The sequence below is a fragment of the Pseudomonas sp. No.21 genome (genome assembly GCF_054558415.1).
This window is the reverse complement of the sequence record NZ_BAAJNO010000002.1, coordinates 558,481-583,340: the sequence shown is the minus strand read 5'-3', so window position 1 is coordinate 583,340 and position 24,860 is coordinate 558,481. Positions and strand designations below refer to the sequence as shown.

Here is a 24,860-nt window from a genome sequence, read left to right as displayed (position 1 = left end):
GAAGCCGCACTCTGAACTGAATCGTAGGATGGGTAGAGCGGAGCGAAACCCATCATCGGAGCGATGGGTTTCGCGGGGCTCTACCCATCCTACGGAGAGAATGAGCGTCACCGAACGCCCAGCAATGAAGCGGGCGACCCCGATTTGGTGCAGGAGACCCCCTTCGGTCATACCCAGCGCAGCTCACACGCCTATCCCGTAGCGCCCGCCACCCCTGGGCCTTGCAGGGTGGAAAGCAAAAAACCTGCGCACCTGGTCAATTTTTTGCAATGAGCCGGCATCTGCTCCGGCGAACCGCCCCGGTCCGTCGCTCCCACCTGCCGAGGCCAGCATGCACGCTGAAGAACCCAGCAATTCCGAACTCATCTACGGCCTGGACGACAAGCCGAAACCGCTGCTGGCGTTCTGCGCCGCGTTGCAGCATGTGCTGGCCAGCTTCGTCGGCATCATCACGCCGCCGCTGGTGATCGGCGCGGCGCTGGGCCTGGGCGAGCACCTGCCCTACCTGATCAGCATGGCGCTGATGGTTTCCGGCGTCGGCACCTTCCTCCAGGCGCGGCGCCCGCTGGGCATCGGCGCGGGGATGATCTGCCTGCAGGGCACCAGCTTCGCCTTCCTCGGTGCGGTGCTGTCGGCGGGCTTCCTGGTGAAGAGCCGCGGCGGCAGCCCGGAGGACATCCTGGCGATGATCTTCGGCGTGTGCTTCTTCGGCGCCTTCGTGCAGGTCGTTCTGAGCCGCTTCATCGGCCACCTGCGCCGGGTGATCACCCCGCTGGTGACCGGCATCGTCATCACCCTGATCGGCGTCAGCCTGATCAAGGTCGGCATCACCGACATCGGCGGCGGCTTCAAGGCGCCGGACTTCGGCGCGCCGGGCAACCTGGCCCTGGGCGGCCTGGTGCTGGCGACCATCATCCTGCTCAACCGCTCGCGCAATCCCTGGGTGCGCCTGTCGTCGATCCTCATCGGCCTGGCGGTGGGCAGCGTCGTGGCCTTCTTCAGCGGCAAGCTGGTGCCCCAGGCGCTGCCCGACCTGCCGCTGGTGAGCGTGCCGGTGCCCTTCAAGTACGGCTTCGCCTTCGACTGGACGGCCTTCGTCCCCGTGGCGCTGATCTACCTCATCAGCACCATCGAGACCGTGGGCGACCTGACCGCCAATTGCATGATCTCGCGCAAGCCCTTCAAGGGGCCGGAGTACGAGGCGCGACTCAAGGGCGGCGTGCTCGGCGATGGCATCAGCTGCCTGCTGGCGGCCACCTTCAGCGCCTTCCCCAACACCACCTTCGCGCAGAACAACGGGGTGATCCAGCTGACCGGCGTCGCCAGCCGCCATGTCGGCCTGTACATCGGTGCCCTGCTGTTCATCCTCGGCCTGTTCCCGCTGATCGGCGCCGTGCTGCAACAGATTCCCAAGCCGGTGCTCGGCGGCGCCACCCTGGTGATGTTCGGCAGCGTGGCGGCGGCGGGCATCCGCATCCTCGCCCAGGCGCACCTGGACCGCCGCAGCCTGCTGGTGATCGCCGGCTCCTTCGGCGTCGGCCTGGGCATCGCCGCGCAACCGACCCTGCTGCACCAGCTGCCGCCTATCGTGCAGAACCTGTTCGACTCGGCCATCACCTGCGGCGGCATCACCGCCATCCTGCTCAGCCTGGTGCTGCCGGAAGAGCAGCACGCCGCCCGGACGGACGGTGCCGCCGAGCGAGCCTGAGGGCCGCCGCACCAGGCCCCGGACGGGGTCTGGCGCGGTGCGCAACGGGGAAAAACCGACCCATCATGGTGCAGGCCCGACAAAACCTGTGGATAACCTGACCGCCGCAACAGTTTTGTCTTGTCGGCGGCCCCACGCTTGGGTTATCAGTGCATTCGCCCGCTTCCTGATACCTCTGGATGACCTATGACTGTCCTGGTCCCCGCCCACAGCCCCAGCTCCACCGGCAAGCCCGCCGGCCGCATCCGCCAGAAGAACGAAGAGACCATCCTCGCCGCCGCCGAGGAGGAATTCGCCAAGCACGGTTTCAAAGGCACCAGCATGAACACCATCGCGCTGCGTGCCGGCCTGCCCAAGGCCAACCTGCACTACTACTTCAGCAACAAACTGGGCCTCTACGTGGCGGTGCTGAGCAACATCCTCGAACTCTGGGACAGCACCTTCAACACCCTGACGGTCGATGACGACCCGGCCGAGGCACTGGCCCGCTACATCCGCGCCAAGCTGGAGTTCTCGCGACGCTTCCCGCTGGCCTCGAAGATCTTCGCCATGGAGGTGATCAGCGGTGGTGCCTGCCTGGAGAAGCATTTCGATCAGGACTACCGCGACTGGTTCAGGGGCCGCGCCGCCGTGTTCGAAGCCTGGATCGCCGCCGGCAAGATGGACGCCGTCGACCCCACGCACCTGATCTTCCTGCTCTGGGGCAGCACCCAGCACTACGCCGACTTCGGCTCGCAGATCTGCCGCGTCAGCGGGCGCAAGCGCCTGACCAAGGACGACTTCGAAATCGCCGCGCAGAGCCTCACCCACATCATCCTCAAGGGCTGCGGCCTCACCCCGCCGACACCCGCCAGCTGATGCCCTTCACCCTTGCCGCGCCCTGCGAATACCGCGAGGAAATCCGCAAAAGCCGCTTCATCGCCCTCGCCGCGCCGGTCACCAGCGCGGCCGAGGCCCAGGCCTTCATCGCCGCCGCCAGCGACCCCGCCGCCTCGCACAACTGCTGGGCCTGGAAGGTGGGCGCGCAGTACCGCTTCAGCGACGACGGCGAACCCGGCGGCACCGCCGGGCGCCCCATACTGGCGGCCATCGAGGGCCAGGACATGGACCGGGTCGCGGTGCTGGTGATCCGCTGGTACGGCGGTATCCAGCTCGGCACCGGCGGCCTCGCCCGTGCCTACGGCGGCAGCGCCGCCAAGTGCCTGCAAGGGGGCGAGCGCCTGCCGCTGCTGCGCCTGTCGCACTTCCGCTGCCACCTGGCCTTCGCCGAGCTGGCGCTGTTCAAGGCGCGCCTGGCCGACCTCCAGGCCCAGCTCGAAAGCGAGGACTACGACGCCGAAGGCGCCTGGCTGCAGCTGGCCCTTCCGGAAGCCCAGCGCGAACCGCTGCAGCGCCTGCTCGGCGACATCAGCCGCGGCCGCAGCCAGCTCGCCGCCATCGAGGCCCCGGCGCCATGACCGGCAAGCTGCGCATCCACTCGCCCGCGATCCACTATTTCGACATGGTGCGCCGCTGCAACTCCATCCGCGAGGCGGCGCGCCGGCTCAACGTCGCCTCCTCGGCGGTGAACCGGCAGATCCTCAAGCTGGAAGACGAGATCGGCGCACCCTTGTTCGACCGCCTGCCCGCCGGCCTGCGCCTGACACCGGCCGGGGAGATCCTCACCCGCCACATCACCGTGGTGCTGCAGGACGTCGAGCGCGTGCGCTCGGAACTGGACGCCATGCAGGGGCTGCGCACCGGCCACGTGGAGATCGCCACCGTCGAAGGCGTGACCATCGACCTGCTGCCCCGGGTGCTCAAGGCCATGCACGAGCGCTATCCACGGGTGACCATCGGTGTCACCGCCATGGGTTCGCAAGCCATCCCCGAGGCGGTACTGAGCGGCGCCGCCGACCTCGGCCTGGCCTTCTTCCTGCCCCGCAGCGCCGAGTTGCAACAGCTCAGCGTCGGCCACTTCCGCCTCGGCGCCATCGTCCCGCGCGGGCATCCGCTGGCCTCGCTGCACGAGGTGAGCTTCGCCGCCTGCGTCGAGCACGGCCTGATCCTGGCCAAGCGCGAGCTATCCATCCACCACCTGCTCGGCCCGCTGCAGAAGCGCATGAGCCTGGCCGACAGGCCCGTGCTGGAAAGCAGCTCGGTGGAGTTGGCCCGACAGCTGGTCAAGCGCGGCATGGGCGTGGCATTCCAGACCCGCATCGGTATCGAGGCCGATCTCGAGGCCGGCGACCTGGTGCACCTGCCGCTGACCGACAATGGCGGCATCTTCAACGACCTCGGCCTTTATGTGCGGGGCGGCCGCTACCTGCCCGTCGCGGTGGATGCGCTGGCTCGACAATTGACCGAGGAAATCACCCTGCGTGAGCGCGAAGAGCGGCCACAGCCTCGGAGCACCTCGGGCAACCGCCCGTAGGACAGGTCCCGCCCATTTTTTCATGCCCCCGGCCCGCCACGGGCTCTCGAAGGGTGTACGGCTGCAGCCCGCGCGCTAGAGCCATCTACGTTCGCGCTTTGTACACAATCCCGATAAAGCCCTGAAAATACTGACTTTCAGGTCAATCAAGTGATGCCGTATCGGCATCGGGATGCTCTACATTCTGTTCTTTGGTGATCAATCCGGATGTGCTGATACTTGCGCCCTCGGTGCACGAGCCACGGCATCGAGATCCCAGGAACAGGAGCCATAACAATGAAAAAAGCACTGCAGGGAGCCACGGTCGCTCTCGCCCTATTCACGGTCGGGGAAGCCTCCGCACTGGAGTGGATGAACAACAGCATCGGGTTCCGCTACGGACAACAGTTCACCAACCCGAACAACCCGAACAAGTTCGCCAAGCGCATCTACAGCCTCACCCACGCCAGCGGCTACCAGTACGGCAGCAACTTCTTCAACCTGGATGTGTTCCTCTCCGACAACCGCGACCCGCGCAAGGGCACCGACCACGGCGGCAGCGAGGTCTACGCGGTGTACCGCCACCAGCTGTTCGCCTCGCGGGTGTTCGACCAGAAGCAGGGCGACGGCCTGATCAAGGACTACGCCTTCACGGCCGGCTTCGACGTCAACCGCAACAACAACCGCGCCTCCTCCAACAAGCGCGCCATCGTGTTCGGCCCCACCCTCAAGTTCAACACCGTCGGCGTGCTCGACCTGAGCCTGCTCTACTACCGCGAGCGCAACCAGACCGGCATCCCCGGCGCGCGCCACGAGGAGATGACCTTCGACGGCACCTACAACCTCAACCTCACCTGGCTGCGCCCCTTCCAGGTCGGCGACCACGCCGCCAAGTTCCAGGGCTACATCAACCACGTGGGTGAAAAGGGCGAGGACTACAACGACAGGGACACCGCCGCCGAAACCCTGATGCGCACCTCGCTGATGGTCGCCGCGCGCCCAGGCAAGAACATCAAGCCCAACCTCTGGTTCGGAGTCGGCTACGAGTACTGGCACAACAAGTTCGGCGTCGACGGCGGCCGTGGCAGCCGCACCTCCACCCCGACCCTGAACATGGAATTCAGTTTCTAAGCGCTCCCCGGGCCACCAGCACCTCTAAGGTCCCAAGTCAGCTCGGGCCACCGCTCCCGGGCTGAAGCCCGGGCTACGGCTCCCCTGGTGGACATGAAAAGCGATGTCCACCCTATATGGCGACAACCTCCTCCCAAGCTGGAGGCTTCGTAGGGTGGACCCCGCTTCACCGGTCCACCAAGCGGGGCTGAATGTGCACGAATAGTGTTCTCCAGCACGAGGCTCAGCACCGCAGCACAGGATCGACTCCGCCGGTGGACAGAAAGAGCGATGTCCACCCTACCGGGAGCCGGCCGATGGAGGCTGAATCCGCTGCCTGAACCACCCACACAAAGCGTGGACAAGCCTGTGGATAACCTTTTGAGCAATCGCCCGGGGCGCCGCCGGCCGCCGCTTGCCCGGAACTGTTCGTTTCGTGACCAGCCCCCGTGGGGCCCCGTGTCTACCGCGTAAGCACCTGAAGGGTCTAGCTTTATTTTTCCCACTTGTGGAGCTTGACGCCGGAATACCGGCGCGACGCACCGCCATTGTCCACACGGACCGTGGACAGTCCTGTGGATAACCTTGGGAACAACTTCTCCAGGCCAGTGCCCATGGGCGCTGCGCCGGGCTGGTCGAATTTCGATCAGGCATCGCTGCGCCATTGGGAACCACGCCGCCCCGAAAGCGTGCAGGAAAATGCCCTCGCAATGCCCATTCCACCCATGGATTTCCCGCAGGCGCTTACGCACGCGAGCCCGCGCGGACCTTCCTGACCCGGTGGCCAGCTTTTTGCTTTGTCTGGCCAGCACTCTTTCCGGGAAAGACCACGATGAACAGCCCCACTCCCCCACCGCGCCTGGAGATGCTCGGCATCACCAAGCGCTACCCCGGCTGCCTGGCCAACGACCGCGTCGACCTGCGCATCGAGCCCGGCGAGATCCACGCCCTGCTGGGCGAGAACGGTGCCGGCAAGAGCACGCTGATGAAGATCATCTACGGCGTGGTGCAGCCCGATGCCGGCGAGATCCGCTGGCAGGGCGAGGCGCTGCGCGTGCGCGACCCGGCGCAGGCCCGGGCGCTGGGCATCGGCATGGTCTTCCAGCACTTCTCCCTGTTCGAAACCCTCACCGTGGCCGAGAACATCGCCCTGGCCCTCGGCCGCGAGGCCGGCACGCCCCGGCAGCTGGAGCCGCGCATCCGCGAGGTGTCGCAGCGCTACGGCATGGCCCTGGAGCCCGGGCGCCTGGTGCATGCGCTGTCCATCGGCGAGCGCCAGCGGGTGGAGATCGTCCGCTGCCTGATGCAGGACATCCGCCTGCTGATCCTCGACGAGCCCACCTCGGTGCTCACCCCACAGGAGGCCGACGAACTGTTCGTCACCCTGCGCCGCCTGGCGGCCGAGGGCTGCAGCATCCTCTTCATCAGCCACAAGCTGGGCGAGGTGCGAGCCCTCTGTCATAGCGCCACGGTACTGCGCGGCGGTCGCGTGTCCGGCCACTGCGTGCCGGCCCGGTGCAGTGACCTGGAGCTGGCACGGCTGATGGTGGGCGACGCAGAAGGCCTGGTCGCCAGCTACCCCAAGGTCAGCGGCGGCGCGCCCTTCCTCAGTCTGCAGGGCCTCGACTGGCGCAATCCCGACCCGTTCGGCATGTCGCTGAAGAACCTCGGCCTGGATGTGCGCAGCGGCGAGATCCTCGGCATCGCCGGGGTCGCCGGCAATGGCCAGGACGAGCTGCTCGCCCTGCTTTCCGGCGAGCGTCGCCTGCCCGCCGGCAACGCCGGCGCCATCCGTTTCGCCGGCCAGCCGGTGGGCCAGTTGCCACCGGATGCGCGCCGCGCCCGGGGCCTGGCCTTCGTCCCCGCCGAACGCCTGAGCCACGGCGCGGTGCCGGACCTGAGCCTGGCCGACAACGCCCTGCTCACCGGCTTCCAGCGTGGGCTGCTGAGCCGCGGGATGATCCGCCGCGGCCAGGTGCTGGCCTTCGCCAACGAGATCATCCAGCGCTTCGCGGTGAAGACCCCGGACGCCCATACCGCCGCCCGCAGCCTCTCCGGCGGCAACCTGCAGAAGTTCATCCTCGGCCGCGAAATCCTCCAGCAACCCAAGCTGCTGGTGGCCGCCCACCCCACCTGGGGCGTGGACGTCGGCGCCGCTGCCGCCATCCACCGCGCGCTGATCGCCCTGCGCGATGCCGGCGCGGCGATCCTGGTGATCTCCGAAGACCTCGACGAGCTGTTCCAGATCAGCGACCGCATCGGCGCCCTGTGCAGCGGCGAGCTGTCGGCGCAGAAACCGGTGGCGGACACCAGCCCGCAGGAGGTCGGCCGCTGGATGGCCGGCCAGTTCGACTCGACCCAAGCCGCCTGAGCGCCCGGAGCCTTTCATGTTGCTATCCCTGGAACCCCGCACGCAGCAGTCGCGCGCGATGCTCCTGCTGTCCCCGGTACTGGCCGGCCTGCTGACCCTGGCCTGCGGCTCGGCGCTGTTCGTGGCCCTCGGCCATGACCCGCTGGAAACCCTGCACGCGCTGCTGGTGGCGCCCATCAGCGACCTCTACGGCCTCTCCGAGCTGCTGGTGAAGGCGCTGCCGATCCTGCTCTGCGCCCTGGGCCTGGCGGTGGCCTACCAGGCGCGCATCTGGAACATCGGCGCCGAGGGCCAGCTGCTCATGGGCGCCCTGGCCGGCAGCGCCGTGGCGGTGCACATCATCGACTGGGAAAGCCGCTGGGCCCTGGCCCTGGTGCTGGCTGCCGGCATCCTCGCCGGTGCCGCCTGGGGCGGCCTGGCGGCCTGGTTGCGCACGCGCTTCAACGCCAACGAGATCCTCACCACCATCATGCTCAACTACGTGGCGCTGAACCTGCTGCTGTTCGCCGTGCACGGCCCGCTGAAGGACCCGGCCGGCTTCAACTTCCCCGAGTCGGCCATGTTCGGCGACGCCTCGCGCCTGCCTCCGGTGGTCGAGGACCTGCGCCTGCACATCGGCCTGTACTTCGCCCTCCTCGCCCTGGTGGCGGTGTGGGTGCTGCTGCACAAGAGCTTCCTCGGCTTCCAGATCAAGGTGCTGGGCCTGGACAAGCGCGCCGCCGGCTTCGTCGGCTTCCGCGAAAAGCGCCTGGTCTGGCTGGCGCTGCTGGTCAGCGGCGGCCTGGCGGGCCTGGCCGGCGTCGGCGAAGTCACCGGCCCCATCGGCCAGCTGGTGCCGCAGGTGTCGCCGGGCTACGGCTACGCGGCCATCACCGTGGCCTTCCTCGGTCGCCTCAACCCCTTCGGCATCCTCGTCGCCGGGCTGCTGATGGCGCTGCTGTTCCTCGGCGGCGAGAACGCACAGATGGCGCTGAACCTGCCGCAATCGATCACCCAGCTGTTCCAGGGAATGATGCTGTTCTTCCTGCTCGCCTGCGATGTGTTGATTCTTTATCGGCCACGCTTGGCGTGGAGCTGGAAGCCGAAAGCCGGAAGCTTGAAGACGGTGCAACAGACATGAACGGCGTGCAACAGACATGAACGACGCTTTTTCTTCCAGCTTCGAGCTTCCAGCTTCCCGCTACAAAACCGAGGTTTCCCAATGGACATCGATCTAATCACAAACATCCTCTACGCCATGGTCCGCTGCGGCACGCCGCTGCTGCTGGTCGCCCTGGGCGAGCTGGTGTGCGAGAAGAGCGGCGTGCTCAACCTCGGCCAGGAAGGGATGATGCTGTTCGGTGCGGTGGTGGGCTTCATCGCCGCCATCAGCACCGGCAACCTGTGGCTCGGCGTGCTGCTGGCCATGGCCGCCGGGATGCTGCTGTCCGCCCTGTTCGCCCTGGTGGCCCTGGGCTGCAACGCCAACCAGGTGGCCACGGGCCTGGCGCTGACCATCTTCGGCATCGGCCTGTCGTCCTTCGTCGGTGCCGCCTGGGTGGGCAAGCCGCTGCACGGTTTCGAGCCGGTGGCCATCCCGCTGCTCAGCGGCATTCCGCTGCTGGGCAAGATGCTGTTCAGCCAGGACCTGATGGTCTACCTGTCCTTCGCGCTGTTCGTGCTGATCGCCTGGGCGCTGCTCAAGAGCCGCATCGGCCTGGTGCTCCAGGCCGTGGGCGAGAATCCCGACGCGGCCAGCGCCATGGGCCTGCCGGTGCTGCGCGTGCGCACCCTGGCGGTGCTCTTCGGCGGGGCGATGGCGGGCATGGCGGGGGCCTACCTGTCCCTGGCGTACACGCCGATGTGGGCGGAGAACATGACCGCCGGGCGCGGCTGGATCGCCCTCGCCCTGGTGGTGTTCGCCAGCTGGCGGGTGTTCCGCGTGCTGCTGGGCGCCTACCTCTTCGGCCTGGCCAGCATCCTCCACCTGGTGGCCCAGGGCGTCGGCCTGGCCATCCCGGCCAACCTGCTGGCGATGCTGCCCTACGTGGCGACCATCCTGGTGCTGGTGCTGCTCTCCCGCGATGCCGTGCGCACCCGCCTGTTCGCCCCCGTGTCCCTGGGCCAGCCGTGGAAGGGTGGGCACTGACCTGACATCACTCCCGGGCTGAAGCCCGGGCTACAGGGTTGGGCCGTGCGAAGCGTAGCCCGGACTTCAGTCCGGGAAGCCCAGGCACACGCACTCAATAAACGGCTACTCTTGCCGGTCTTCACATGCAGAGGACCGCACATGAGCAGCACACAAACCGCATTGATCATCGGCGCCTCCCGGGGCATCGGCCTGGGCCTGGTCAAGCAACTGCAGGCCGCCGGCTGGCAGGTCACCGCCACGGTGCGCAACCCGCAGGGCGCCGGCGACCTGGCCGCGCTGGAGGGCGTCGAGGTGAAAACCCTGGACCTGGACAGCGTCGCCGGCCTGGAGACCCTGGCCGGTGAGCTGGACGGCCGCGCCTTCGACCTCATCCTGGTCAACGCCGGGGTCTACGGCCCGGCGCACCAGTCTGCGGTGCAGGCCACCGAGGCCGAGATCGCCCAGCTGTTCCTCACCAACGCCGTGGCCCCCATCCGCCTGGCCCAGCGCCTGAAGAGCAACCTGCTGCCCGGCGGCACCCTGGCCTTCATGAGTTCGATACTGGGCAGCGTGGCCGGCAACGATGCCGGCGGCCTGGCGCTGTACCGCGCCAGCAAGGCGGCGCTGAACACCCTGACCCGCAGCCTGGTGGCCGAATGGGGCGACGCGTCGCCCACGGTGCTGAGCCTGCACCCGGGCTGGGTGAAGACCGACATGGGCGGGGAGTCCGCCGAGATCGACGTCGCCACCAGCGTCCAGGGCCTGGTGCGGCAGGTCGAGGCGTACGCCGGACGCGGCGGCCACCACTACATCGACTACCAGGGCCAGACCATTCCCTGGTGACGCACCAGCAGGCGGCGGGGACCGCCCCTCGTGCACCATCCGCGCTCGCGGGCGGTGCACATCGCCTGCCTCGATGGGCCTGGCACGCGGCTTTGCGCGCCGCCTGTCCAGTTGGTCAATTTTTTGCAATCGCCTGGTCAGCCCACAGGGCACAGCACAGAACAACAGACCAGGAGCCCCATCCCCCATGTTCGATTCCAAGAAGAACCTGCTGCGCACGCTCGTCGCCGCCATCGGCTTCAGCGCCACCCTCGGCGCCTCCGCCGCCGACCCGCTGAAGGTCGGCTTCGTCTACGTCGGCCCCATCGGCGACCACGGCTGGACCTACCAGCACGAGGAGGGCCGCAAGGCGCTGGTGGCCAAGCTGGGCGACAAGGTCGAGACCAGCTTCGTCGAGAACGTCGCCGAAGGCGCCGACGCCGAGCGGGTCATCCGCAACATGGCCAAGGGCGGCTACGACCTGATCTTCACCACCTCCTTCGGCTACATGAACCCCACCGCCAAGGTGGCCAAGCAGTTCCCCAAGGTCACCTTCGAGCACGCCACCGGCTACAAGCAGGACAAGAACCTCGGCACCTACCTGTCGCGCTCCTATGAAGGCCGCTACGTCGGCGGCTACCTGGCGGCGAAGATGACCAAGAGCCACAAGATCGGCTACATCGCCTCCTTCCCCATTCCCGAGGTGATCCGCGACATCAACGCCATCCAGCTGGCGCTGAACAAGTACGACCCGCAGGCCGAGATCAAGGTGGTCTGGGTCAACTCCTGGTTCGACCCGGGCAAGGAAGCCGACGCCGCCAACGCGCTGATCGACCAGGGTGTCGACGTGGTCTTCCAGCACACCGACAGCCCGGCGCCCATCCAGGCCGCCGAACGCCGTGGCGTGTACTCCGTTGGCTACGCCTCGGACATGGCGCACTTCGGGCCCAAGGCCGTGCTCACCTCCATCGTCAACAACTGGGGCCCGCACTACATCCAGGCCGCCGAAGGCGTGATGGCCGGCACCTGGAAATCCCAGGACTACTGGGGCGGCCTGGCCGAAGACACCATCCAGCTGCCCATCAGCGACCTGGTGCCGGCCGACGTGAAGGCCGAGGCGGAGAAAATCATCGCCAGCATCAAGAGCGGTGAGTTCCACCCCTTCACCGGCCCGATCAAGGACCAGGGCGGCGCCCTCAAGCTGGCCGACGGCGTGACCGCCACCAACGCCGACCTGGCGGGCATGAACTACTACGTCGAAGGCATCAAGGCGGAACTGCCGAAGTAAGCAACGCCCTCTCCCCTGGCGCCAGGGGAGAGGGTATTGAACCCTGTGCTCCAAGGATCACCCGATGAACCAGCTTCCCCTCATCGACATCGCCGCGCTCTACGGCGACGACCAACAGGCCTGGCAGCAGGTCGCGGCGCAGATCGACGCCGCCTGCCGCGACTGGGGCTTCTTCTACATCACCGGGCACGGCATCGCGCCCGAGCGCATCGAGGCGTTGACCCGCGCGGCCAAGACCTTCTTCGCCCTGCCCGATGCCGAGAAGCTGCAGATAGACATCACCCGCACCGCGCACCATCGCGGCTACGGCGCCATCGCCACCGAGCAGCTCGACCCGAGCAAGCCGAGCGACCTGAAGGAAACCTTCGACATGGGCTTCCACATGGCCGCCGACCACCCCGAGGTGCTGGCCGGCAAGCCCCTGCGCGGGCCCAACCGCCACCCCGACCTGCCCGGCTGGGCGGCGCTCATGGAACAGCACTACGCCGACATGCAGGCGCTGGCGCAGACCCTGCTGCGGGCCATCGCCCTGGCCCTGGGCATCGAGCGCGACTTCTTCGATGCGCGCTTCGCCGACCCCATTAGCGTGTTCCGCATGATCCACTACCCGCCGCGCCACACCGCCAGCTCCGCCGAGCAACAGGGCGCCGGTGCGCACACCGACTATGGCTGCGTCACCCTGCTCTACCAGGACGACGCCGGCGGCCTGCAGGTGCAGGACGTGCGCGGCCAGTGGATCGACGCACCGCCGATCGCCGGCAGCTTCGTGGTCAACATCGGCGACATGATGGCGCGCTGGAGCAACGACCGGTACAAATCCACGCCGCACCGGGTCATCAGCCCCCTGGGCGTGCACCGCTACTCCATGCCCTTCTTCGCCGAGCCGCACCCGGATACGGAGATCAGCTGCCTGCCCAACTGCTCCAGCGCCGACAACCCGCCGAAATACCCGCCGGTGAGCAGCGCCGAGTACCTGCTCTCGCGCTTCGCCGACACCTACGCCTACCGGCGGGAGGAGACGGCCTGAGCGACGCCCGATGAACACGAGCGCCCCTGCCGTACAGGCGCTCGCTCGGCGAAATCCTGTCCGGGAAGTTAAACTTGCCGTCGACCTTGCCTGATAACGAGAAACCACCATGTACGACTGGCTCAATGCCTTGCCCAAAGCCGAACTGCACCTGCACCTGGAAGGTTCGCTCGAGCCCGAGTTGCTGTTCGCGCTGGCCGAACGCAACAAGGTCACCCTGCCCTGGCACGACGTCGAGACCCTGCGCCGCGCCTACGACTTCGGCAACCTGCAGGAATTCCTCGACCTCTACTACGCCGGTGCCGACGTGCTGCGCACCGAGCAGGACTTCTACGACCTGACCTGGGCCTACCTGCAGCGCTGCAAGGCGCAGAACGTGATCCACACCGAGCCATTCTTCGACCCGCAGACCCACACCGATCGCGGCATTCCCTTCGAGGTGGTGCTCGATGGCATCCGCCACGCCCTGGACGATGGCCGCAAGCAGCTCGGCATCAGCTCCGGGCTGATCCTCAGCTTCCTGCGTCACCTCTCCGAGGACGAGGCGCAGAAGACCCTCGACCAGGCGCTGCCCTTCCGCGACGCCTTCGTCGCCGTGGGCCTGGACAGCTCCGAGATGGGCCACCCGCCGAGCAAGTTCCAGCGCGTGTTCGACCGCGCCCGCGCCGAAGGCTTCCTCACCGTCGCCCACGCCGGCGAGGAAGGCCCGCCGGAATACATCTGGGAGGCCCTGGACCTGCTGAAGATCGAGCGCATCGACCACGGCGTGCGCGCCATCGAGGACGAGCGCCTGATGCAGCGCATCATCGACGAGCAGATCCCGCTGACCGTCTGCCCGCTGTCCAACACCAAGCTGTGCGTGTTCGACCACATGAGCCAGCACAACATCCTCGACATGCTCGAACGTGGCGTGAAGGTGACGGTGAACTCCGACGACCCGGCCTACTTCGGCGGCTACGTCACCGAGAACTTCTTCGCCCTGCACGAACACCTGGGCATGAGCGAGGAACAGGCCCGGCGCCTGGCGCAGAACAGCCTGGATGCACGCCTGGTGAAGTAACCGGAAAGGGCCGCTAAGCGGCCCTTTTTGCGGGTGGACACCGAAGCCTTGCCTGTATGGACCGGGCATCGATGGGTTTCGCTTCGCTCTACCCATCCTACGGGGCTACGGGGCGTCGAGGCCTTGATGCCGGAGGTCAGGCGGCGCGTTCGCTGCGCGGCGTGATGGCGCGGAGGATGCCGTTGAGCAGCACGCCGTACAACGGCACGAACAGCACCAGGCTCACGCCGAGTTTCACGCCGTAGTCCACCGTGGCGATCTCCACCCAGTGCTCGGCCATGAAGGGGTTGTCGCTTCGCCAGAAGGCCACCGAGAAGAAGGTGAAGGTGTCCAGCAGGTTGCCGGCGATGGTGGAGACCACCGGGGCGATCCACCACTGGCGCATCTTGCGCAGGCGATCGAAGACCTGGATGTCGAGAACCTGCCCCAGCACGTAGGCGAGGAAACTGGCCAGGGAGATGCGCGCGACGAACAGGTTGAACTCGCCAAGGGCGGCGAAGCCCTGGAACGCCGCGTCCTGGAACAGCACCGAGACGACGTAGGAAGCCGCCAGCGCCGGCAGCATGACCCGGGCGATCACCTGGCGCGCCGCCTGCTTGCCGAGCAGGCGCACGGTCAGGTCGGTGGCGAGGAAGATGAAGGGGAAGCTGAAGGCGCCCCAGGTGGTCTGCCAGCCGAACAGGGTCATGGGCAACTGCACCAGGTAGTTGCTGGCGATGATGATCAGGATGTGGAACGCGATGAGACCGGTCAGCGCGGGGCGCCAGACCTTGGGAAGAGCTGCGGGCATGGTGGTTCACGTCCTTTTTGCCGATGGGGTGAGGGAACCCATGTCGCAGCCCCATGGCCACGACGGCGCGCATTCTAACTTGACCCGCGCGTCAAAAAAAGCATCCGCGCGGTGGTTTCGTCGGCGGCTTTCTCAGCCGTGCTCCAGTGCCTCGACATACACCGCCATGCGCCCGCGCCCGCCATGCTTGGCCCGGTAGCAGGCGATGTCGGCCTGGCGCAGCAGCTCGGCCGGCTCGCTGTTGCCAGCATGCAAGGGGGCCAGGCCGATGCTGGCGCCGACCTGGAAGGTGCGGCCTTCCCACTCGAAGCGCAGGCCGCGTACCTGCTCGATCAGCCGATCGGCGAGGATTTCCGCCTGGGCCAGGGGGCAGCTGCGCAGGATCATGGCGAACTCGTCGCCACCCAGGCGCGCCACCCGATCGCCGCTGCGCACCTGCTCCTGCATCAGCCGCGAGATGCGCCGCAGCAGTTCGTCGCCGGCGGCATGGCCCGCGCTGTCGTTGACCTGCTTGAAGAGGTCCAGGTCAATGAAGAACAGCACGCTGTGCCCGGCGTTCTGCTCCACCTCGCGGCAGCTTTCCGCCAGCGCGTCCTCGAAGGCCGAGCGATTGAGCAGCCCGGTCAGGGCGTCGTGGCTGGCGGCGTAGCGCAGGTGCTTCTGCATCGCCCGCGCCTCGCTGACGTCGGTGAACACCAGCACGCTGCCGAGCAGCTCGCCCTCGGCGCTGCGTACCGGCGCCGCCTGGCCCCGCAGGGCGATCAGGCCGCCGGCGGCATGCCGCAGGGACGAGAGCCCGGGGATGCTTTCCTCCGTGCCGCGCTCCAGGCACAGGCGCACCGGGCTCGGCACTGGCCGGCCGTCCTCGCTCTCCAGCGGCAGCACCCGTTCGATCTCCTGGTTGCGCGCCGCGGCCGTGCTCCAGCCACTGAGGCGCTCGGCCACCGGGTTGAGGAAGCGCACGCGGCCATCCAGGTCCGTGGTGATCACCCCGTCGCCGATGCAGTTGAGGGTCACCTGCAGGCGCTCGCGCTCATCGTTCAGCCGCTCGGTGAGCTCGCGCAGCTGGGTCACGTCCCAGTTGGTGCCGATCATCCGGGTCGGCTTGCCCTCGGCGTCGAGGGCCAGGCTACCGTGCCCGCGCAAGGCACGCGCCTCACCGTTGGGCAGGAAGATGCGGAACTCGACATCCAGCCGCGCCAGGCCTTCGCGCACCCGCTGCAGTTCGCGGTGCAGGGCTTCGGCGTCGGCCGGGTGGACGAAGCGCGACCACTCCGCGTAGCTCACCGGGCGCCCCAGGGGCTGCATGCCGTAGAGGCGGAACAGGCTGTCGTCCCAGATCATGTCGTCGCTGACCAGGTCCCACTCCCAGACGCCCACGCCGCTGGCGCCGGTGGCGAGGGAGTAACGCTCGGCCAGCTCGGCCAGCTCGGCTTCGGCGCGCTTGCGCCGGTCGATGTCCTCGATCTGCGCGATGAAGTACAGCGGCCGCCCTTCCGCATCGCGCACCAGCGACACCGCCAGCAGCGCCCAGACCGCGGAGCCGTCGCGGCGCAGGTAGCGCTTCTCCAGCCGATAGTTGTCGCGACGGCCGGCGAGTGCGTCCTGTACCAGCTCCAGGTCGCCGGAGAGGTCCTCGGCATGGGTGATGCCCTGGAAGCTCTTCGCGCTCAGCTCGTCCGGCGAGTAGCCGAGCATCTCGCACAGGGCGCGGTTGACGCGCTGCAAGCGACCATCCAGCCCTACCAGGGCCATGCCGATGGCCGAGTGCTCCATGGCGTCGCGAAAGCGCGCTTCGCTGGCGGCCAGTTCGCGCTGGCGTCGCCGGCCCTGCTCCACGGCGGCGGCCAGCAGCAACGGTGGCAGCAACGACAGCAGCAGCGGCAGGTAGAGCGTGATTTCCTGCCACAACGGCGTTACCGGCGGCAGCTGCAGCCCGCCCATGGCGACCATCAGGCCGCCGCTGAAGGACGTCAGGGTCACCAGCAGGGCGGTGCCGGCGAAGGGCAGCCGCACCGCCGCCAGCAGCAGCGGCAACGACAGGTAGACGAAGGGCGAAGGCAGCAGGCGCAAGGCCACAAGGGTCACCAGCAGCACCAGCGGCACATAGAAGAGCAGTTCGTGGGGGCGCTTCGGCGAGCGCAGGGACTGCAGGCCATGCTGCTGCAACTGCACCGTCAGCGGCAGGATCGACAGGGTGCCGAGCACCGCGCCTTCGTACCAGGACAGCCAGACCCGGCCGAAGCCGGCGTAACCGATGCTCTGCACGATCAGCGCACCCAGGGTGGAGCTGACCAGCGGCGGCACCATGGCCCCAAGCAGGATGAAGCGGAGAAAGGCCGACGGGCTGCGGCTCATGTTCAGCGCCACGCCGGTGCGGCGCAGCAGGAAGGCGGCGAGGGTCATCTCCAGCATGTTGGCCGGCAGGAAGCTGGCGGACATCGCGAGGGTGTCGCCCATCACCTGCCCGGCCAACATGTTGGCCACCAGCATCACGCCGAGCAGCGCCGGCCAGCGACGCAGCGGCTGGTTCCAGAGGAAGGTGATGCCGAAGGCGTTGGCGTACCAGAGGGTGGCGATGGTGCCCGGCTGGCGCGCCAGCCAGACGGCGCCCAGGGCGAGCACCAGGTAGCCGAAGAAGACCAGCGCCAGGGTCGGGCCGAGGCGCGCCGGAGCGGGCGGCAGGGCGTTCACGACCATGCGCGTCGACACGGGCAAGGGGCTGGACGACTGGGGATCACGGCTCATCTCCAGGGCTGGACGGCGGATAGGTGGGCTCGCCCTAGCAACAATAGCGAATGACGCGGCCCGCACAACAGCTGGCTGTGACGCTCAGCGCACTAGCCGGGCCACGCCCTCCCAGGGCGCGCCGACCAGCAGCTCGCCGCAACGCTGGCGAAGGAACTCGCGCAGCAGGTTCACCGGCTTGCTCAACTGGGCGCGATGGGGGCAGATCAGGTTCAGCGGCGTGGGCTCGCCCAGGTGATCCTCCAGCGCCAGCTGCAGGCGCCCGGCCCGTACATCGGCGGCGACGTCCAGCCAGGACTTGTACACCAGCCCCTGCCCGGCCACCGCCCAGCGGCGCACCACGTCGGCGTCATCGCAGACCCGGTCGCCGGCCACGGTGACGGTCTGGCTGCGCCGGCCCTCGTGGAATGTCCACTGGTCGTGCACGCGGCCACCCAGCACATAGAGCAGGCAGTTGTGCCGGTGCAGCTCCTCCGGCGTGCGCGGTTGGCCATGCCGGGCGAAGTAGCTCGGTGCGCCGCAGAGCACGCGTCGGTTGCCGGGAGCCAGGGGCAGCGCCACCAGGCTCGAGTCCTCCGGCTCGCCGGAGCGGATGGCGATGTCCACCGGCTGGCGGAACAGGTCGGCCACCTGGTCACTGAGGAACAGACGGACGGCGAGGCGCGGGTGCTCGGCCTGGAACTCGTCCAGCCAGGGCAGCAACACGTTGCGGCCGAAGTCCGAGGGTGCCGACAGCTGCAGCAGGCCGCCGATATCGCTCTTGCCGCCGGCCAGCTGCCGGCGGCCTTCGTCCAGGCTCTGCAACGCGGCACGGGCATGCGCCAGGTACTGCTCGCCCTCGGCGGTCAGGCGCAGGCTGCGAGTGGAGCGCGCGAACAGCCGCGCATCGAGACGCTGCTCCAGGCGCTTGAGCGCCGCGCTGGCCACCGCCGGGGAGATCTCCAGCTCGCGCGCGGCGGCCGAGAGGCTGCCACGGTCGGCGGTACGGACGAAGACGGTGAGGTCGTCGAGGCGCAGCATTTTCAAAATTCCTTTGAAAGACTGTCGCCTTCTAGCTGATTTTTCTGCGCCGCGAAATAGCCCAACCTATGCGCCATCTTTCCCGGAGAACCACCATGACCACGCCGCTGCACCTGATCGCCCACATCGACGCCCAGCCCGGCCAGGCCGAGGCGGTGGAAGCCGCCCTGCGCGAGCTGGTCGCCGCCAGCCGCAGCGAACCCGGCTGCCTGCAATACGACCTGCACCGCGACCGCGCCGACACCCTGCGCTTCGTCATGCTGGAGACCTGGCGCGACGCAGCCGCCCTCGAGGCGCACAAGGCCACCGCCCACTACCGCCACTTCGGCGACGCCCATGGCAGCCGCCTCAACGGCGTCACCCTCACCCTTCTCGATCGCCTCGCCTGAGCCCAGGAGCCCCCGATGAAAGCCATCGCCTATTACCAGTCCCTGCCCATCGACCACGCCGACTCGCTGCAGGACGTCGAACTGCCCGCCCCCACCCCGGGGCCCCGTGACCTGCTGGTGGAAGTCCGCGCCATCTCGGTGAACCCGGTGGACACCAAGATCCGCCGCAACGTGCAGCCGGAGAACGGCCAGGCCAAGGTGCTGGGCTGGGACGTGGCCGGCGTGGTCAAGGCCGTGGGCAGCGACGTGACCCTGTTCCAGCCGGGCGACGAGGTGTTCTACGCCGGCGCCCTGACCCGCCCGGGCGGCAACGCCGAGCTGCACCTCGTTGACGAGCGCATCGTCGGCAAGCGCCCGCAGAGCCTGGACTTCGCCCAGTCCGCCGCCCTGCCGCTGACCGCCATCACCGCCTGGGAGCTGCTGTTCGACCGCCTGGGCATCGCCGAAGGCAAGGCCGACCAGGGCCAGAGCCTGCTCATCGTCGGCGCGGCCGGCGGCGTGGGCTCCATCCTCGTGCAACTGGCCCGCCAGCTCACCGGCCTGACCGTGATCGGCACCGCCTCGCGCCCGGAAACCCAGGCCTGGGTCCGCGAGCTGGGCGCCCACCACGTCATCGACCACAGCCAGCCGCTGGCGGCCGAACTCAAGCGCATCGGCATCGACAGCGTCACCCACGTCGCCAGCCTGACCCAGACCGACCAGCACCTGGAGCAACTGGTGGAAGCCCTCGCGCCCCAGGGCAAGCTCGCCCTGATCGACGACCCGGCCGGCCTCGACGTGCTCAAGCTCAAGCGCAAGAGCATCTCGCTGCACTGGGAGTTCATGTACACCCGCTCGATGTTCGAGACCTGCGACATGATCGAGCAGCACAAGCTGCTGGACCGCGTCAGCGAACTGATCGACGCCGGCGTGCTGAAGACCACCGTCGGCGAACACTTCGGCCGCATCGACGCCGCCAACCTCAAGCGCGCCCATGCGCTGCTGGAAAGCGGCAAGGCCAAGGGCAAGATCGTGCTCGAAGGGTTCTGAGATTCGTCCGTCGCTGGGGTGTCCTCCCGGGCGCCCCAGCGCGAATGAATTCCCACGACGGCGACCCCATGCGCGGACATGACCACTGCGTAGGGTGGAGGTCGCTTTTTACCTCCACCAAGCGAGGCCGGGAATGGCATATCGTTTTGCCTGAAGCTCTGCACCGATGGGTTTCGCCGGGCTCTACCCATCCTACGAATACGCCGAGCCCACGTGGGAGAGAGCGAGGCGAACCCCGTGCTGGCAGGGTGCACTTTGTGGGCCCAGCGCCCTCCGTCGACGGGCAAGGCACCACCAGTCGGCCACTTGACCCGGATCATTTTCTGTCATCTAACCGGGTCTACACTGGGGGCTCACTTTCTCAGGGAGAGGGCACCATGAAAATCATCGTCCGACCGCTCCGTACCACCCAGGGCAACAGCTGGCAGGTCTGCATGGACCAGCACGCGGTGAGTTTCCGCAGCGAGGCCGAGGCCCGGCGCTTCGTCGCCACCCTGGAGGCGCGGCTCAAGGCGCCTCATGTCCTGCCGGAACCGGCACGACGGGCCGCGAGCTAGCCGAGCACCGACGGCTGGCCCCGGGTCAGCCGCCAGGTGACCAGCGACGCACACACGGCTCCGGCGCCGCACAGGCAGATCACCATCGCCATCGGCATCGCCGAGCCATCGTGCAACACCCCGACCAGCGCGGCGGCGCCCGCCGCCACGCTGAACTGCAGGCTGCCCATCAGCGCCGACGCACTGCCGGCATGGCGGCCCTGGCCGGCCATGGCGCTGGCCGAGGCGTTGGGAATGATGATGCCCAGGCTGGCGATGCAGCCGAACAGCGGCACCAGCAATGGCCACAGCGCCTCGGTATGCGCGTTGGCCACCGCCAGCAGCGCCAGTGCGCACCCCAGGTAGAACCACACCACCCGCCGCATCCAGTAGGCCGGCCCGCCGAAGCGCATCAGCCAGGCGTTGACCTGGGCCACCAGGATGAAGCCCAGGGCGTTGCCGCCGAACAGCCAGCCGTAGTGCTCCGCCGGCACGCCGTAGAGTTCGATGAAGACGAAGGGCGAGCCGGCGATGTAGGCGAACATCCCGGCCATCGACAGGCCGCCGGTCAGGGCATAGCCGATGAACACCCCGTCCCCCAGCAACCGCTTGTACTGGCCCAGGGCACCGCGTAGCGGCGGGCGCTCGTCGCCAGTGGTCAGGGTCTCCGGCAGCCACAGGTAGACGCCGGTGAGCACCAGGGCGCTGAACAGGGTCAGCCCGAAGAAGATCGACGGCCAGCCGAACAGGTCCAGCAGCAACCCGCCGCCCAGGGGCGCGAGGATGGGCGCCAGGCCCATCACCAGCATCAGCTGCGAGAACACCTTGGCCGAGGCGATGGGGTCGCAGAGATCGCGCACCACCGCCCTTGAGACCACCATGCCCGCGCAACCGCCCAGGGCCTGGACGAAGCGCGCGCCGATCAGCCACTCCAGGCTCGGCGCCATCGCGCAGGCCACCGACGCCAGGGTGAACAGGCTCACCCCCACCAGCAGCGGCAGGCGCCGGCCAAAGCGGTCGGCGATGGGGCCGTAGAGCAACTGCCCGATGGCCAGGCCGATGAAGTAGGACGCCAGGCTCAGCTGCACGTGCTCCACGTCGGTGGAGAAGGCCAGGGCCAGCGCCGGGAAGCTCGGCAGGTAGAAATCGATGGCCATCGGGCCGAAGGCACTGAGCGACCCGAGGATCAGCAGGATGCGGAAATTCATGGTTCACCTGAAAACAGGGCGCCGCCCCGAAGGCGGCGCCGTGGACTGCAAAAAAGACCGTGAAGCGGGCATGCGGTTCGATGTTCAAGGGCGTCCCGCGCTGGCGGGAATGGCGCCGGGCGTCACTCGGCGACCGGTGCCTTCTTCTTGCGCCCCAACCTGTCGGCGGCGGATTCCACCAGCAGATAGAACATCGGGATGAGGAAGGTTGCCAGCAACGTGGCGGCAAGCATACCGCCAATCACGCCGGTACCGATCGAATGTCGGCTCGCCGAGCCGGCGCCGCTGCTGATGGCCAGCGGCACGCACCCGAGGATGAAGGCCAGCGAGGTCATGACGATGGGTCGGAAGCGCAGCTTGGCCGCCTCCAGCGCCGACTCGAAGATGCCCATGCCCTCTTCGCGGCAGAGCACCGCGAACTCGATGATGAGGATGGCGTTCTTCGCCGCCAGGCCGATCAGGGTCACCAGCCCGACCTGGAAGTACACGTCGTTGGACAGACCGCGCAGCCACACCGCGAGGATGGCGCCGAACACCGCGAAAGGCACGGCGGTGACCACGGCGATGGGCAGGGTCCAGCGCTCGTACTGGGCGGCGAGGATGAGGAACACCAGCACCAGGCCGAAGATGAAGGCCTTGCTGCCCGAGCCCTGGGTGGCCAGTTCCTGGTAGGCCGAGCCGATCCAGCCGATGCTGTAGTCCTCGCCCAGCACCTCGTCCGCCACCTCCTGCATCGCCGCCAGGGCCTGGCCGGAGCTGTAGCCCGGCGCCGGGCCGCCGAGGATCTTGGCCGCCGGGTAGACGTTGAAGCGTGCATAGGAGTCCGGCCCGAGGATGCGCTGCACACGCACCAGGGACGACAGCGGCACCAGGTCGCCGGAGGCCGAGCGCACGTACACCTGGCTCAGGTCCTCGGGCTTGCGGCGGAACTCGGATTCGGCCTGCAGGCTCACCTGCCAGGTGCGCCCGTAGAGGGTGAAGTCGTTGACGTAGTAGCTGCCGAAGGTGGACTGCATGGCGGTGAACACATCGTTCACCGCCACCCCCAGCGCGCGGGCCTTGGTGCGGTCCAGGTCGACGTAGTACTGCGGCACGTTGGCGTTGAAGGTGGTGTTGACCCCCACCAGCTCCGGGCGCTTGGAGATGGCGCCGATGAACTTGGTGACCGTCTCCTCCAGCTGCGCGACGCTGCCGCCGGAGCGGTCCTGGATGTACGCCTCGAAGCCGCCGGTGGTGCTCATGCCGGTGATCGGCGGCGGGTTGAAGGTCATCACCACGCCGTCTTTCTGCCCGGCGCCCATGGCCATGAAGGCCGGCGGCAGGTTGCGCGCATCCAGCTCGTCGGTGGTGCGCTCCTTCCAGTCCTTCAATGGCACGAAGGACACCCCGGCGTTGCTGCGGGTGCCGAAGGTGAGCACGTCGAAGCCGGCGAAGGTGACCACGTCCTGCACCGCCGGGTGCTTCATCAACTGCTGGGTCACCGCGCTGGTGACCTCCTCGGTGCGGGTCAGGGAGGCGGCCGGCGGCAGGAAGTAGGCGTTGATCACGTAACCCTGGTCCTCATCCGGCACCAGCGAGCCGGGCACCCGGCCGAACAGCATGACCATCAGCGCGATCATCCCGCCGAACAGCAGCAGGCCGATGACGCTGCGCTTGAGGAAGAAGCGCACGCCGGCGGTGTAGCCGTCGGTGGCGCGATCGAAGAAGCGGTTGAACCAGCGGAACGGCGCCGCCGGCTCCTCGTGGGTGGGCTTGAGCAGCAGGGCGCAGAGCGCCGGCGACAGGGTCAGCGCGACGATGCCGGAGATCACCACCGACACCGCGATGGTGATCGCGAACTGCTTGTACATCTGCCCCGCCAGGCCGCCGAGGAAACCCACCGGGATGAACACCGCGCACAGCACCAGCACGATGGCGACGATGGGACCGGTGACCTCCTCCATGGCCTTGATCGAGGCCTCGCGCGGGCCGAGCTTCTCGGTGCGCATCACCCGCTCGACGTTCTCCAGCACCACGATGGCATCGTCCACCACGATGCCGATGGCCAGCACCATGCCGAACAGGGTCAGCAGGTTGATCGAGAACCCGAGCATGTACATGCCGGCGAAGGTGCCGATCAGCGACACCGGGATGGCCAGCACCGGAATCAGCGTGGCACGCCAGTTCTGCAGGAAGATGAAGACCACCAGCATCACCAGCACCAGGGCCTCGACGAAGGTATGGATCACCTCCTCGATGGAGACCTTGACGAACTTGGTGGTGTCGTAGGGGATCTTGTAGGCGATGCCGTCGGGGAAGCGCTTCTCCAGGCGCTTCATGGTGTTCTCCACCGCCTCGGCGGTGTCCAGGGCGTTGGCACCGGGTTGCAGGTAGATGCCGAAGGCGGCGTTCTGCTGGCCATTCAGCGAGGTCATCAGCGAATAGTCCTGGGCGCCCAGTTCCACCCGCGCCACGTCCTTGAGCAGCAGGCTGGCACCGGTGGAGTCGGTACGCAGGATGACGCTCTCGAACTCCTTCGGCTCGGTGAAGCGGCCCTTGGTGGTGACGGTGTAGGTGAAGTCCTGGGGCTGGTTCAGGGGCTGCTTGCCGAAGCTGCCGGCGGCGAACTGGGAGTTCTGCTCCTGGATGGCCTTGACCACGTCGGTGGGGGTCAGGTCGTACTGCGCCAGCTTGTCCGGCCGCAGCCAGATGCGCATGGAGTAGTCCTTGGAGCCGAACTGGCTGGCATCGCCCACGCCGGGGATGCGCTTGAGCTCGTCGATCACGTTGATCAGCGCGTAGTTGCTGATGTAGATCGGGTCGCGGGAGTCGTCCGGGGAGAACAGCGTCACCACCTGGAGGATGTCGGAGGATTTCTTCTCCACCTTCACGCCCTGCCGGCGTACTTCCTCGGGCAGCTTGGCCAGCGCGGCCTGCACCTTGTTGTTGACGTCGATGGTGGCCTGGTCCGGATCGGTGCCCACCTGGAAGTACACGGTCAGGCTCATGGCGCCGTTGCTGTCGGAGTTGGACAGCTGGTAGATCATGCCCTGGACCCCGTTGATCTCCTGCTCCAGCGGCGCCGCCACGGTCTCGGCGATGACCTGGGAGCTGGCGCCCGGGTAGCTGGCGGAGACCGACACCTGGGGCGGCAGGATCTCCGGGTACTGGGCGATGGGCAGCGCACGCATGGCCGCGAGGCCGCCCAGGATGATGACGATGGAGATGACTGCGGCGAACACCGGGCGGTCGATGAAGAAGCGTGAGATCACG

The 24,860-nt window shown here is 67.8% G+C and carries 20 protein-coding genes; 15 read left to right on the top strand and 5 right to left on the bottom strand.

Annotated features, from left to right (window positions below):
- Window positions 1-331 precede the first annotated feature (331 nt).
- The 12 genes from ACYJSS_RS05340 to ACYJSS_RS05285 all read left to right on the top strand — a co-directional run bounded on the left by ACYJSS_RS05340 (window position 332) and on the right by ACYJSS_RS05285 (window position 13,888).
- Window positions 332-1,708, top strand: coding sequence for a uracil-xanthine permease family protein (locus ACYJSS_RS05340; RefSeq protein WP_111261992.1), 1,377 nt, complete (start codon window positions 332-334; stop codon window positions 1,706-1,708).
- A 186-nt stretch (window positions 1,709-1,894) separates the two neighbouring features.
- Window positions 1,895-2,566, top strand: a complete 672-nt coding sequence (locus ACYJSS_RS05335; protein ID WP_111261993.1) for a TetR/AcrR family transcriptional regulator — start codon at window positions 1,895-1,897, stop codon at window positions 2,564-2,566.
- A complete protein-coding gene (locus tag ACYJSS_RS05330) occupies window positions 2,566-3,165 on the top strand; it encodes an IMPACT family protein (protein WP_111261994.1) in 600 nt (199 codons plus the stop codon). Before ACYJSS_RS05335 ends, ACYJSS_RS05330 begins: the two co-directional genes overlap by 1 nt.
- A complete protein-coding gene (locus ACYJSS_RS05325; protein WP_111261995.1) occupies window positions 3,162-4,121 on the top strand; it encodes a LysR family transcriptional regulator in 960 nt (319 codons plus the stop codon). The genes ACYJSS_RS05330 and ACYJSS_RS05325 overlap by 4 nt, the downstream gene beginning before the upstream one ends.
- Window positions 4,122-4,397: 276 nt before the next feature.
- Entirely contained in the window at window positions 4,398-5,231 is an 834-nt protein-coding gene (locus ACYJSS_RS05320; protein WP_111261996.1) for a nucleoside-binding protein, read from the top strand.
- 811 nt (window positions 5,232-6,042) lie between these two features.
- The gene (locus ACYJSS_RS05315) at window positions 6,043-7,581 is read left to right on the top strand and encodes an ABC transporter ATP-binding protein (protein WP_236204278.1); all 1,539 of its coding nucleotides are present in this window, start codon (window positions 6,043-6,045) and stop codon (window positions 7,579-7,581) included.
- Window positions 7,582-7,597: 16 nt separating this feature from the next.
- Window positions 7,598-8,701, top strand: a complete 1,104-nt coding sequence (locus ACYJSS_RS05310) for an ABC transporter permease (RefSeq protein WP_111261998.1) — start codon at window positions 7,598-7,600, stop codon at window positions 8,699-8,701.
- An 81-nt stretch (window positions 8,702-8,782) separates the two neighbouring features.
- Window positions 8,783-9,709 (top strand): ABC transporter permease, encoded by a 927-nt coding sequence (locus ACYJSS_RS05305; protein WP_236204279.1) that lies wholly within the window; start codon window positions 8,783-8,785, stop codon window positions 9,707-9,709.
- A 141-nt stretch (window positions 9,710-9,850) separates the two neighbouring features.
- Window positions 9,851-10,534, top strand: a complete 684-nt coding sequence (locus tag ACYJSS_RS05300; protein WP_111262000.1) for an SDR family oxidoreductase — start codon at window positions 9,851-9,853, stop codon at window positions 10,532-10,534.
- A 187-nt stretch (window positions 10,535-10,721) separates the two neighbouring features.
- Window positions 10,722-11,801: a BMP family ABC transporter substrate-binding protein gene (locus ACYJSS_RS05295; protein WP_236204280.1), complete on the top strand. Its 1,080-nt coding sequence runs from the start codon at window positions 10,722-10,724 to the stop codon at window positions 11,799-11,801.
- Window positions 11,802-11,865: 64 nt separating this feature from the next.
- A complete protein-coding gene (locus ACYJSS_RS05290; RefSeq protein WP_236204281.1) occupies window positions 11,866-12,828 on the top strand; it encodes a 2-oxoglutarate and iron-dependent oxygenase domain-containing protein in 963 nt (320 codons plus the stop codon).
- A gap of 109 nt (window positions 12,829-12,937) precedes the next feature.
- Window positions 12,938-13,888, top strand: a complete 951-nt coding sequence (locus ACYJSS_RS05285; protein WP_111262003.1) for an adenosine deaminase — start codon at window positions 12,938-12,940, stop codon at window positions 13,886-13,888.
- A gap of 136 nt (window positions 13,889-14,024) precedes the next feature.
- On the opposite strand, the gene ACYJSS_RS05280 is transcribed toward ACYJSS_RS05285, so the two are convergent.
- The 3 genes from ACYJSS_RS05280 to ACYJSS_RS05270 all read right to left on the bottom strand — a co-directional run bounded on the left by ACYJSS_RS05280 (window position 14,025) and on the right by ACYJSS_RS05270 (window position 18,446).
- On the bottom strand, window positions 14,025-14,678 hold the full coding sequence (locus tag ACYJSS_RS05280; RefSeq protein ID WP_236204282.1) for a 7-cyano-7-deazaguanine/7-aminomethyl-7-deazaguanine transporter: 654 nt from the start codon (window positions 14,676-14,678) through the stop codon (window positions 14,025-14,027).
- A 132-nt stretch (window positions 14,679-14,810) separates the two neighbouring features.
- The gene (locus ACYJSS_RS05275; protein WP_111262005.1) at window positions 14,811-17,426 is read right to left on the bottom strand and encodes a PAS domain S-box protein; all 2,616 of its coding nucleotides are present in this window, start codon (window positions 17,424-17,426) and stop codon (window positions 14,811-14,813) included.
- An 84-nt stretch (window positions 17,427-17,510) separates the two neighbouring features.
- Window positions 17,511-18,446, bottom strand: coding sequence for a LysR family transcriptional regulator (locus ACYJSS_RS05270; RefSeq protein WP_111262006.1), 936 nt, complete (start codon window positions 18,444-18,446; stop codon window positions 17,511-17,513).
- A gap of 95 nt (window positions 18,447-18,541) precedes the next feature.
- Between ACYJSS_RS05270 and ACYJSS_RS05265 the strand changes: the two genes are divergently transcribed.
- From ACYJSS_RS05265 to ACYJSS_RS05255, 3 genes are all read left to right on the top strand, one after another.
- Window positions 18,542-18,835, top strand: coding sequence for a putative quinol monooxygenase (locus ACYJSS_RS05265; protein ID WP_111262007.1), 294 nt, complete (start codon window positions 18,542-18,544; stop codon window positions 18,833-18,835).
- A gap of 15 nt (window positions 18,836-18,850) precedes the next feature.
- Window positions 18,851-19,864 carry a zinc-binding alcohol dehydrogenase family protein gene (locus ACYJSS_RS05260; RefSeq protein WP_111262008.1) on the top strand — a complete coding sequence of 338 codons (1,014 nt, stop codon included), beginning with the start codon at window positions 18,851-18,853 and terminating at the stop codon, window positions 19,862-19,864.
- A 377-nt stretch (window positions 19,865-20,241) separates the two neighbouring features.
- Window positions 20,242-20,421 carry a hypothetical protein gene (locus ACYJSS_RS05255; protein WP_111262009.1) on the top strand — a complete coding sequence of 60 codons (180 nt, stop codon included), beginning with the start codon at window positions 20,242-20,244 and terminating at the stop codon, window positions 20,419-20,421.
- On the opposite strand, the gene ACYJSS_RS05250 is transcribed toward ACYJSS_RS05255, so the two are convergent.
- The gene (locus ACYJSS_RS05250) at window positions 20,418-21,608 is read right to left on the bottom strand and encodes a multidrug effflux MFS transporter (protein WP_111262010.1); all 1,191 of its coding nucleotides are present in this window, start codon (window positions 21,606-21,608) and stop codon (window positions 20,418-20,420) included. The two genes, ACYJSS_RS05255 and ACYJSS_RS05250, sit on opposite strands and share 4 nt — an antisense overlap.
- Window positions 21,609-21,730: 122 nt before the next feature.
- Window positions 21,731-24,859 carry an efflux RND transporter permease subunit gene (locus ACYJSS_RS05245; protein WP_111262011.1) on the bottom strand — a complete coding sequence of 1,043 codons (3,129 nt, stop codon included), beginning with the start codon at window positions 24,857-24,859 and terminating at the stop codon, window positions 21,731-21,733.
- Between the last annotated feature and the right edge of the window lies 1 nt (window position 24,860).